The sequence below is a fragment of the Hydrogenophaga sp. genome (genome assembly GCF_041633695.1).
Taxonomy (GTDB): Bacteria; Pseudomonadota; Gammaproteobacteria; order Burkholderiales; family Burkholderiaceae_C; genus Hydrogenophaga.
Map to the genome: position 1 here is coordinate 1 of NZ_JBFJMY010000119.1, position 11,013 is coordinate 11,013.

11 protein-coding genes and 2 pseudogenes are annotated in these 11,013 nt (G+C 64.0%); 7 read left to right on the plus strand and 6 right to left on the minus strand.

The features are described 5' to 3' along the window. From ABYB95_RS09525 to ABYB95_RS09535, 3 genes and pseudogenes are all read left to right on the plus strand, one after another. A partial coding sequence (locus ABYB95_RS09525; RefSeq protein ID WP_372658236.1) for a dienelactone hydrolase family protein occupies positions 1-420 on the plus strand: 420 nt, incomplete at its 5' end. A 74-nt stretch (positions 421-494) separates the two neighbouring features. Then, a pseudogene (locus tag ABYB95_RS09530) lies at positions 495-734 on the plus strand (DUF1653 domain-containing protein); the annotation flags it as partial. Positions 735-791: 57 nt separating this feature from the next. Beyond that, the gene (locus tag ABYB95_RS09535) at positions 792-974 is read left to right on the plus strand and encodes an oxidoreductase-like domain-containing protein (RefSeq protein ID WP_372658245.1); all 183 of its coding nucleotides are present in this window, start codon (positions 792-794) and stop codon (positions 972-974) included. 58 nt (positions 975-1,032) lie between these two features. Here the strand turns inward: ABYB95_RS09535 and ABYB95_RS09540 are convergent, their stop codons facing one another. Further along, positions 1,033-2,142 (minus strand): PA0069 family radical SAM protein, encoded by a 1,110-nt coding sequence (locus tag ABYB95_RS09540; protein WP_372658237.1) that lies wholly within the window; start codon positions 2,140-2,142, stop codon positions 1,033-1,035. Positions 2,143-2,403: 261 nt separating this feature from the next. Here ABYB95_RS09540 and ppx point away from each other — a divergent pair, with 261 nt between their 5' ends. Then, positions 2,404-3,888, plus strand: a complete 1,485-nt coding sequence (gene ppx / locus ABYB95_RS09545) for an exopolyphosphatase (protein ID WP_372658238.1) — start codon at positions 2,404-2,406, stop codon at positions 3,886-3,888. Positions 3,889-4,010: 122 nt separating this feature from the next. Continuing rightward, a complete protein-coding gene (locus tag ABYB95_RS09550) occupies positions 4,011-4,496 on the plus strand; it encodes a hypothetical protein (protein ID WP_372658239.1) in 486 nt (161 codons plus the stop codon). A 31-nt stretch (positions 4,497-4,527) separates the two neighbouring features. Here ABYB95_RS09550 and ABYB95_RS09555 read toward each other — a convergent pair whose 3' ends face one another. From ABYB95_RS09555 to ABYB95_RS09575, 5 genes are all read right to left on the minus strand, one after another. Further along, on the minus strand, positions 4,528-5,013 hold the full coding sequence (locus ABYB95_RS09555; protein ID WP_372658240.1) for a histidine phosphatase family protein: 486 nt from the start codon (positions 5,011-5,013) through the stop codon (positions 4,528-4,530). Between the two features lie 20 nt (positions 5,014-5,033). Continuing rightward, the gene (ppk1, locus tag ABYB95_RS09560; RefSeq protein WP_372658241.1) at positions 5,034-7,118 is read right to left on the minus strand and encodes a polyphosphate kinase 1; all 2,085 of its coding nucleotides are present in this window, start codon (positions 7,116-7,118) and stop codon (positions 5,034-5,036) included. An 88-nt stretch (positions 7,119-7,206) separates the two neighbouring features. Continuing rightward, positions 7,207-8,322: a glycosyltransferase family 4 protein gene (locus ABYB95_RS09565; RefSeq protein WP_372658242.1), complete on the minus strand. Its 1,116-nt coding sequence runs from the start codon at positions 8,320-8,322 to the stop codon at positions 7,207-7,209. 25 nt (positions 8,323-8,347) lie between these two features. Continuing rightward, positions 8,348-9,286, minus strand: a complete 939-nt coding sequence (locus ABYB95_RS09570) for a UDP-2,3-diacylglucosamine diphosphatase (RefSeq protein WP_372658243.1) — start codon at positions 9,284-9,286, stop codon at positions 8,348-8,350. Then, positions 9,286-10,152 carry a GNAT family N-acetyltransferase gene (locus ABYB95_RS09575; RefSeq protein ID WP_372658246.1) on the minus strand — a complete coding sequence of 289 codons (867 nt, stop codon included), beginning with the start codon at positions 10,150-10,152 and terminating at the stop codon, positions 9,286-9,288. Before ABYB95_RS09575 ends, ABYB95_RS09570 begins: the two co-directional genes overlap by 1 nt. Positions 10,153-10,365: 213 nt before the next feature. Between ABYB95_RS09575 and ABYB95_RS09580 the strand changes: the two genes are divergently transcribed. Beyond that, positions 10,366-10,698 carry an ArsR/SmtB family transcription factor gene (locus ABYB95_RS09580; protein ID WP_372658244.1) on the plus strand — a complete coding sequence of 111 codons (333 nt, stop codon included), beginning with the start codon at positions 10,366-10,368 and terminating at the stop codon, positions 10,696-10,698. Positions 10,699-10,747: 49 nt separating this feature from the next. After that, positions 10,748-11,013: pseudogene (locus ABYB95_RS09585) on the plus strand (glyoxalase/bleomycin resistance/dioxygenase family protein); the annotation flags it as partial.

Consider the following 11,013-nt stretch of genomic DNA (forward strand, 5'->3'; position numbering starts at 1 on the left):
AAGACGCGGCAAGACATGCTGGCGTCGGCCCAGGCGCTGATGGCCCGGCCTGACAGCACCGGCCGCGTGGGCGTGGTGGGCTTTTGTTATGGCGGCGGTGTGGCCCACACACTGGCGACTCAAATGCCCGAACTGCGGGCAGCGGTTCCGTACTACGGCAACCATCCGGCAGCGGAAGATGCGGCCCAAGTCAAGGCGCCGCTGCTGATCCATTTCGCCGGGACCGACGACCGCATCAACAACGCTTGGCCGGCCTACGAAGCGGCCCTCAAGAGCGCCGGTGCGCGGTACACGGCCCACCAGTACGCCGGCACACAACACGGTTTCAACAACGACACCACGCCGCGTTTTGATGCGGCAGCGGCGGCCTTGTCCTGGGGTCGCACCATGGCCTTTTTCAAGGAGCGGCTCACGGCCTGAGCGCAGGCGGCGCCGGGACTTGGGGCACCGGCTGGCGGCTTTGGCACACTTGGGGGGCACACAATGCTCCCGCCATGACCGCTACCGCCGCCCCCACCGACCACGACCTGCCGCCGCTCAACGCCACCCCACCCGGCCTGTACCGCCATTACAAAGGCGGCTGGTACGAGGTGCTGGACACCGTGCGCTGCAGCGAAACCCTGGGCGGCATGACGCTGTACCGCGCCTTGTACGGCGGCTTTGGCCTGTGGGTGCGCCCGGCGTCCATGTTCAACGAAACCGGCACATTCGAAGGCCAAACACAGCCCCGCTTTGTGCGCCACGACGTGGACCGCGTGCCGCTAGCCGACCTGGCCACGGCGCGTGCCCTGGTGGCACATCTGCGCGGACTGGCCCAGCGCAAGGGCATCGCCGATCTGGACGCCGCACTGCGCCCACCCCCGCCCGAACCCACCAGTTGCTGCGAACGCGGCTGCAATGGTTGCGTGTGGGAAGGCTATTTTGAGGCGCTGCAGCATTGGCGCGCCGATGTGCTGGCTCTGCTGAAAACCTGAGCCGACGGGCGACGTCGCGCTCCGCTGAAGGCCCAAACCCGCGCCAGGCGGGCAGCACTCAGAACAGCTCGGACTGTCCAGCCAGCAAACCGGGCCGGAACTGCGAGGCATCCAGCGGTATGCGGGTCGTGTTCAGCGCCAGCCGTTGGCACGCCTTGTGAAAGCGCTGCCGAATCAGATCGGCCCAGATGCCCTGGCCTTTCATGCGCGTGGCGAAGTCGGCGTCGTAGTCCTTGCCACCGCGCATGTCTTGCACCCGCGCCATGACGCGCGCGGCGCGGTCCGGGTAGTGCTGCTCCAGCCACAGGCGGAACATGGCACTCAACTCCCAGGGCAGACGCAGCACCTGGTAAAAGGCGTGACGGGCACCGGCTTCGTGCGCGGCTTGCAGCACCTGCTCCATGTCGTCGTTGATGAAGGGAATCTGCGGCGACACGCTCACCCCCACCGGAATGCCCGCTTCCACCAGGGTGCGTATGGTGCGCAACCGGCGGTGCGGGGCGGCGGCCCGGGGTTCCAGAATGCGCGCCAGTTGGGCATCCAGCGTGGTGATGGTCACGTAGACCACGGCCAAGCCCTGCGCCGCCATGGGTGCCAACAGGTCCATATCGCGCTCCACGCCGCTGCCCTTGGTGACGATGGCCTGCGGGTGCCTGGCCAAGGACAGTACTTCGAGCACCGCACGCGTCAGGCGCCATTCGCGTTCTATGGGTTGGTAGGCATCGGTCACCGTGCCGATGGCGATCAGGTCGGGCTTGTAGCTCGGCTGCAGCAGCTCGGTTCGCAACACCTCGGCGATGTTGCGTTTGGCGATGATGCGGGTCTCAAAGTCCAGCCCTGGCGACAGATTCAGGTAGCTGTGGCTGGGCCGCGCATAACAGTAAATGCAACCGTGTTCGCAGCCCCGGTAGGGATTGAGGCCGAGCGAGAAACCGATGTCGGGCGAACTGTTGCGGGTGATGACGCTTTTGGCGTCTTCCCATCGCACTTCGGTGGCGGGCGCGGCGGCTTCTTCGCCGGCCTGTGCCTGCTGCTCCAGCGAACCCCAGCCGTCGTCAAAACACGCGCGCGTATCCGGCTCAAAACGGTGCGGCTCGCGGTGCGCCACACCCCGGCCCTTGATGGCGTGGATAGGCACGGTGGGGTACGGGAGTTCAGCGCCGAGCATGTGCAGCCGCTCGGGCCTGATCCGTCGGAGCCTGGCCCAGAACGCGGGTTGAGGCGTGGACATGGGGCAGCAAAATACTGTTCATATTTACAGTATACGAGTGCCAAGCACGAAAACCAAGCGATTCTTGGGCCGCCACGTTCGCCTGCCCAGCACCGCATGGCCGGACCACACAGGGGGCAAAAGCCTATGCGTCACAATTCGGGCTTACGCTCATCCGACCGGCTCTCGCCCGCTCTCCCAACCGTCAGTCTCTCACGCATGCAAAACGGAACCCTTCTGGCCGCGATCGATCTCGGCTCCAACAGCTTTCGCCTGGAAATTGGTCGCTACCACTCGGGACATATCGAGCGCATTGAATACCTGAAAGAAACCGTCCGCCAAGGAGCGGGCCTGGACGAAAACAAAAACCTCAGCCAGGCCGCCATGGAGCGTGGCTGGGAATGCTTGGCCCGTTTTGCCGAACGTTTGCACGGCTTCAAAAAGACGCAGGTGCGCGCCGTGGCCACCCAGACCCTGCGCGAGGCGAAGAACCGCGACCAGTTTCTGCGCCAGGCCCAGGAGGTATTGGGCTTCGCCATTGAAGTGGTGTCCGGCCACGAAGAAGCCCGGCTGATTTACCAGGGCGTTTCGCACCTGCTGCCGCAATCGGACGAAAAACGCCTGGTGGTGGACATTGGCGGGCGCTCCACCGAAATGATTCTGGGCGAGGCATACACACCCCACAAGATGGAGTCGTACCGGCTGGGCAGCGTGGCCTGGTCGAGCCGCTACTTCCCCAAAGGCGTGTTCAATGCCGCCGCTTTCAAAACCGCCGAAATCGCGGCCAAAGCCGTGCTGGACGAAGCGCTCGATACCTTTCCGCCGTCGGAATGGACCGTGGCCTATGGCTCGTCGGGCACCGTGGGTGCGGTGGCCGATATGCTGTCCGCCAACGGATGGGCGTCGGGCCTGATCACACGCAGCGGCCTGGACTGGCTGCTGGAGAAACTCATCAAGGCCGGCAGTGTCGAGCAGTTGAAACTGGATGGCCTGAAGGACGACCGCCGTGCGGTGATCGGTGGCGGGGTGAGTGTGCTGCGTGCGATCTTCGACCTGTTCGACATCCAGCAGATGATTCCCGCGCAAGGCGCTTTGCGCCACGGCGCCATCTACGATTTGATGGACCGGGAAACCGATGGCACCGACGTGCGCGAACGCACGGTGCGCTGGCTCAGCACGCGCTTCTCGATCGACCCGAACCAGGCGCAGCGTGTGGGCGCGGTGAGCACCGCCTTGTTCACGCAGGTCGCGGCGCTCGATGCCCAGAACGAACGCTATTCGCAGAAGCTCGCCTGGGCTTCGCGCCTGCACGAGATCGGCACACACATCTCGCACGACCGCTCGCACCACCACGGCGCCTACATCCTGGGCAATGTGGACGCGCCGGGCTTTTCTCTGCCGGAACTGCTGCGCATGAGCCGCCTGGTGCTGGGCCAGCGCGGCAAGCTGCGCAAGCTGGAACTTGAGCTGGAAGACGAGTTGTTCGCCAAACAACTCATGAGTCTGCGCCTGGCGGTCTTGCTGTGCCATGCGCGCCAATTGCCCGAGCACGAATCGGTCAAGCTGAGCTACAAAGCCCGCGCCTTCAAACTCGTCACCAACCCGGGCTGGGCCAAGCGCTACCCCCAGTCGGCCTGGTTGCTGAGCGAAGAAGTACTGGCGTGGCAGAAATCGGCCTGGAAATTCAGCGTCGACATCCGCTGAAAACACCGAGCGCCCGCTCGGCTGTCACGGCCGTCACGGCTTTGTCACCGTGCCGACATAAATGTATAAACGGTATAAACCGTTTATACTGCGCTCCATTTTCAACCCTCGACGGAGCCCCTATGTCCAACCCCAGCAGCAAGAAAGTCGCCAAGAAACCCAAACTGGTTCGCGACAGCTTCACCATCCCCAAAAACGAGTTCGCGGCCATCGACGAGCTCAAGACCCGTGCCATGGCCATGGGCACGGCGGTCAAGAAAAGCGAACTGCTGCGCGCCGGCCTCAAGGCCTTGCTTGCACTGAGCGACAGCGGGTTCAAGAGCGTGTTGGCCTCGGTGCCCACGCTGAAGACCGGCCGCCCCCATGCGGCCACCACCACACCGGTGAAGAGCAAGCCCGTCAGCAGCGCCAAGCCCCGTGCAAGCACCACCACCAAGCCATCTGCCAAGCCAGCGGCCAAAGTGGTGAAGACCGCCACCACCGCACGCAAACGAGCACCTGCGGCCAAGAAGCCTGCCGCAGCTCCCAGCGCGCCAGCCAAAAAGGCTGTGGCCCGCAAGCGGCCAGCCCCCCGCACCACGACAACGAGCCCGGCGGCCAAGGCCTGATCGCACTGCTTTCCCAGGCCCGCAGCGGGCCCTAAATAAATTCGGGTGTCTGAACGGTGACCACCACCGTTTGGGACGGGCGGCCCTCGCGTTCGCGGTAGCGCACCCACCACAGGGCACCCTTCTTGACCGAGCAGTCCTCTTCGGACAGGCCCAGCAAGCGCGCAATCACCCGACCCAGCGTGGGTTGGTGGCCCACCACCACCGTGGGTGATTTGGCGTGTGGCCATTGCACCAGTTCCAGCAAAGCCAGCGGGTCGCCCCCAGGCACCAGTTCGTCGCGCAGCTTGAACTTGCGCCCCAGGGCCAGCGCCGTTTGTTCGGCGCGCTGGGCCGGGCTGGCAAAAATGCGGGCGCTCTCGGGCAATTGCCGGTCGAGCCAGGCAGCCATGCGCGCGGCCTGCTTTTCACCCCGGGGCGTGAGGCGGCGCGCCAGATCCAGTGGATCGCCCTGCTGGCCCAGAACCAGATCGGGGTGCTCCTGGGCTTCTGCGTGGCGCCAGAGGATCAGGTCCATGTCACCCACCTCGCCCCGGTTCAGCCCTTGCTGCCGTAGCGCAGCATCAAACTCGATTGTGCGGAATGCAACGGGGTGCGCGCTTTGCTGCGTGTGCCAGCGGGCGACGACGCGGGCACGTAATTGCCATCGGGCTGCAGCAGCCAGGCGTCTTTGGTGTCGTGCAAAGAGGCCAGCAGGCACTCGTCCATGATGCGGCTGCGCAGTGCCGGGTCGGTCACCGGCCAAGCCAGTTCCACGCGGCGGAACATGTTGCGGTTCATCCAGTCGGCACTGGAGAGCCAGAGCTCGTCCTGCCCGTCGATGCGGAAATAGAACACCCGCGAATGCTCCAGCATGCGACCGATCACCGAACGCACATGGACGTTGTCGGTAACACCCGGCACCCCTGCAGGCAACACACAGGCGCCACGCACAATGATGTCGACCTTGACGCCGCACTGCGAGGCATGGGCCAGCGCTTTGGCCATGGGCTCGTCGGTCAAGGCGTTCATCTTGAGGATGATGCGTGCGTCTTGCCCAGCCTTGGCGCTGGCCGCCGCAGCGTCCACTTTCTCCAGCATGACCTTGTGCAGGTGGAACGGGGCGATCAAGGCCTTGTTGAGTTTGGGCAGGCGGTTCTGGCTCGCCAGGTGCAGAAATATCTGTTCCAGGTCGGCGGTGAGCGCATCGTCCGCCGTCAGGTAGTTGATGTCGGTGTAGAGCTTGGCGGTGCCGGGGTTGTAGTTGCCCGTGGACATGTGCGCATAGCGCTTCAGCTCGCCGTTTTCGCGGCGTGTCACGAGCAACATCTTGGCGTGGGTCTTGAGTCCCACCACGCCGTACACCACCTGTGCGCCCACCGACTCCAGCCGCTCGGCGTAGTTGATGTTGGCTTCTTCGTCGAAGCGGGCCTTGAGCTCCACCACCGCCGTCACTTCCTTGCCCCGGCGCACCGCTTCGCGCAGCAAATCCATCAGCTCCGACTTGGCGCCGGTGCGGTAAATCGTCTGCTTGATGGCCAGCACGTTGGGGTCTTCCACCGCCTCGCGCAGAAAGGCCAGCACCGCGTCGAAGCTCTCGTAAGGCTGGTGGACGATGACATCGCCCTGCTGCAGGCGTTCAAAAAACGACTGTCCCGGCGTGAGTTGCAAAGGCCAGCCAGCGTTGTAGCGCTCAAAGCGCAACGTGGGTGCATCGACTTTATCGATCAGCTGGTTCAAGCGCACCAGGTTCACCGGGCCAGCCACCTGGTACACGGCTTCCGCTGGCAGGTCGAACTGTGCGCGCAGAAAGCCCGACAGAAATTCCGAACAGCCACCGGAGACTTCCAGCCGCAAGGCCTCGCCGTAGTGGCGCTGCTGCAAACCTTTGCGCAAGGCGGTGCGCAGGTTTTTCACCTCTTCTTCGTCCACCGCCAGATCGGAATGCCGGGTGACCCGGAACTGCGAAAACTCGGTGACCTGACGGCCCGGAAACAGGTCGGTCATGTGCGACCGGATCAGGCTGGAGATGGAAACAAAGTGCGCCTGCTTGGAGCCCTTGATCGGCGGCATGCGAAAAAAGCGCGGCAGTATGCGCGGGATCTTCACGATGGCGATTTCGTTCTCGCGCCCGAAAGCGTCCTTGCCTTTGAGGCGAACAATGAAATTCAGCGATTTGTTCGCCACCTGCGGAAACGGGTGTGCCGGGTCCAGCCCCACCGGCAGCAACATGGGCTGCACCTCGCGGGTGAAGAAGTCTTTGACCCAACGCCGCTGGCGCTGGTTGCGCTCGCCGTGCGCGACCAGCTTGATGCCCTTTTTCTCCAGCAAGGGCAGCAGCTCGTCGTTGTAGATCGCGTACTGCTCCGCCACCAGGGCGTGCACCTTTTCCGACAACTCACCGTAGGTCTGCGTCGTGTAAAGACCGCGCTGTTCGTTGGTTTTTCGGGCATTCAAATGCGGCGCCACCCGCACCTCGAAAAACTCGTCCAGATTGGACGACACGATGCTGAGGTAGCGCAGGCGTTCCAGCAGCGGCACATCGGGACGGCGTGCCCAGTCCATCACACGCAGGTTGAAGGCAAGAATGCAATGGTCCCGGTCCAGGAATACGAGACGGGTGTTCGGGGTGTTGGCGCTCATGCAATCCGTGGAAATCGTAAGGGCCGGCCCGTCGGGACGTTCCCCTTCGGCCACCGGATGGGGCTCAAGCTTTTGGCCTACTTTACGATTATTCAACAGGGTGATGACGTTTTTGTGACAAACCTGTCGGGACCGCGCCCGCGTGGCGCTGCCCAAAACCCCGCCGATCGCCACGCGCGGTCGGCTTGGCCACGGGTAAAACCGCCAGATAAGACACGAACAGTTCGGCCGCCCGGCCCCAGCCAAACACCATGGCGCGGGCGCGTGCATCTTCCCGTCGCAGCTTGCGGGCGCTGTCCCACGCGGTGCGCAAATCCTTGTCCATGGCCCCGGCGGCGCTCTCGGCCAAGACCTGCAAGGGGCCGTCCACCGGGTAGGCCGCCACCGGCACGCCGCAAGCCATGGCCTCCAGCATCACCAAGCCAAAGGTTTCGGAACGGCTGGGAAAGACGAACACGTCGGCGGCGGCGTAGACCTGCGCCAGCTCGTGCCGGGGCAATACGCCCAGCCAATGCACGCCGGGGTAACGCGCCTGCAAGCCCGCCTCCAGCGGACCGACCCCGCACACCACTTTGCTGCCGGGTGTGTCCAGCTCCAGAAAGGCTTCGATGTTTTTCTCGTAAGAGATGCGCCCCACAAACAGGCTCACGGGCCGCACCAGCGGGCCCAAGGGCGCGTAGTGGGTCGGCTCTGGCGCCATGGCGAAGAGGTGGGTATCCACGCCGTGGGTCCATTCCCGCAAATGGGTAAAGCCCTTTTGCCGCAGCATCTCCAGGACCCCCGAGGTCGGCACCATCACCCCGCTGCTGGGCCGGTGGAAGCGGCGGAACAAGGCGTAGCCCCAGGCCGTCGGAACGCGCAGCGCAGCGTGCAGGATCTCGGGAAATTTGGTGTGAAACGCCGTGGTGAACGGCTTTTTGCGGCGCAGGCAGTAGCGCCGCGCGGCCCAGCCCAAGGGGCCTTCGGTGGCGATGTGGATGGCGTCGGGCTGCGCCTGGTCCATCAACTGCACCAGCTTTCGCCCCGGAAACAAGGCCAGGTCGATGCCCGCGTAACCCGGACAAGGCCGGGTGCGGAATTGGCCGGGCTGGATCACCACCACCTCGTGCCCCACCGCCTGCAACTCGCGCACCAGCTCGACCAGGGTGGTGACCACACCATTGACCTGCGGTTGCCAGGCGTCCGTTACCAGCACGATTTTCATGCCACTTGTCCTTGCTGTTGTGTGCTCATGCCTCGACCTTCGCCACGGGCAGGTGCTCGGCCGCTTGCTGCTGCGGCACGGCGCCAGTGGGCGCTTGGCCGCTGCGGCCAACGGCGGGCACCCAATGCACCAGTTCCAGCCGCCCATCCATGTGTTCAACCAACGCCGAACGGCTCTCCACCCAGTCGCCATCGTTGCAATACAGGGTGCCGTCGATCTCGCGCATTTCCGGGCGGTGGATGTGGCCACACACCACGCCTTGGTAGCCGCGCTGGCGCGCCTCTGCGGCCACAGCGCGCTCGAAGTCAGTGACGTAGTTCAGCGCACTCTTGACCTTGTGCTTCAGGTACTGCGAGAGCGACCAGTAAGGCAGGCCCAGACGCGCGCGCAGCGAGTTGACGTGGCGGTTCAAGCGCAGGGTGAATTCGTACAGGTTGTCGCCCACATAGGCCAGCCATTTCGCGCACTGGATGACGCCATCAAAATGATCGCCATGCACCACCCAGAGGCGGCGCCCATCGAGCAGCTTGTGCACCGCTTCGTTGGCCACCTCGATGCCACCAAAGCGGTGGCCATCGAACTGGCGCGCAAACTCGTCGTGGTTGCCGGGCACGAACACCACGCGGCAACCTTTGCGCGAGCGGCGCAGCAGTTTTTGCACCACGTCGTTGTGGGCTTGCGGCCAATACCATTTGCGCCGCAGTTGCCAGCCGTCGATGATGTCGCCCACTAGGTACAGGGTCTGGCTCGGGTGGTGCTTCAAAAACTCAAGCAAGGCCTTGGCCTGGCAACCCGCCGTGCCCAGGTGCAGGTCCGAAATGAACACCGCGCGGAAACGGGGCTTGTCCTCGGCATCCGGATGGGCATCGTCATCATCCAGGGTCAACAAGCCGGCGGCAGCGGCGCTGCGGGCGGCATTTTTGCCACCGCGCCAGTCCGTCAACGCGTCGAAGGCGGTGTGCATCAATCCCCCAGAAAGTGCTTGCGGTAGCGAGGCGGCAGGTCGTTGATGCGCATCAGCATGGGCAGATCGGCGGCGTTGAAATCTGGGTCCCAGGCCGGTGGGCCCAAGACCTTGGCGCCCAGGCGCAAATAGCCTTTGATCAAAGCCGGTGGCTCCACGTCCAGGCTGTCGTCCAACCGTTCGATCGGCAGCGGCAGCCGGGGCAGCACGTGGTAATCGATCGGGGCCAGGTATTTTTCCTTGACCTGGCGCCAGATGCTGGCGGCGGCGTGGCCACCGCCCACCACGCCGTGCGGGCCTTGGTGCTGCATGGGAATGCTGGCACAACCGATCATGGTGTCGAGCTGGTTGCGCACCATGAATTCGGCCAGGGCGCCCCAGAGCGCCATGATGACGCCGCCATGGCGATGGTCTTTGTGTACACAGCTGCGACCCAGCTCCACCATGCGCTCGCGCACCGAGCGCAAGCGGGTGAGGTCGAATTCGGTGTCGCTGTAGGTGCTGCCCACCCGGCGCGCCTGCGCTGGCGTGAGCACCCGGTACGTGCCGATCACCTGCTGGCTCTCGGCATCGCGCACCAGCAAGTGCTCACAGAAATCGTCGAACAAATCCACGTCGTGGCCAGGTAGCGTCTGCGGCAGGTTCGCGCCCATTTCGTTCGCGAACACCTGGTACCTCAGGCTTTGGGCTTCACGAACTTCGTCCAGATGCCGGGCCCACGAGACCTCGATGCCGCTGGGTGCAACGGCCGCGCCCACGGCATGACCCACCAGGGGCCGGGGCGTGAAGTCCGAGCGTGGATGAAGTGACCCCCGTGGCAAAGACACTGGCGACAAGTCCAGGGTCGGGGTGGGCAGCTCTTTCATGGTGTGCTCCTGGTGGTGGGCTTCGCGCGCCGAAGCGTTGTGGTGGTCCGGTCTTTTCATGTCGACTATTCTGAAAACGGGGCATGAAAGCTTGGTGTCGATCACATGAAAAATGCGTGACAACAGACCCTTCCCCTCTTTCTCCATACCCCTTTGCACGCTGCGGGATTTCGCACGCTCCAACATTTCAACTATCATTGAACAATGGAAGCATTGAATCGTGATGAAACACAGGCCGTCAAATCCCTCGCGGCGCTGGCCCAACCCCAACGCCTGCGCGCCTTCCGCGCCTTGGTGGTGGCCGGTCCCGAGGGTTTGACGCCGGGCGCCATGGCCGAGCAACTGGGTGTTGCACCCAGCGCCCTGTCCTTCCACCTCAAAGAACTCAGCCATGCCGAACTGGTTCACAGCGAGCCGCGTGGCCGCTACATCGTCTACCGGGCGAACTTCACCCAGATGAACAGCCTTCTGGCCTACCTGACCGAGCACTGCTGCCAGGGTCAGGCCTGCGAGGTCAACGACGCCAGTGGCTGCGCCGCTTGCTGACGCCACTCAACCCCCCTCACCCCATTTTTTCAACCCCCAGGAGCTTGTGATGAAACGCTTTCATGTCCACATGCATGTGGAAGATCTGCCCCGCAACATCGCCTTTTATTCCGCCATGTTCCAGCAGGCGCCGAGCCGTGCCGAAACCGACTACGCCAAATGGATGCTGAACGACCCCCCGATCAACTTCGCGATCTCCACCCGGGGCAACGCCAAAGGTGTGGACCACCTGGGCATACAGGTGGACAGCGCCGACGAGCTGGATGCCCTGAAGACCCACGCACAAGCGGCCGACATGGCCTTGTTCGGCGAGGG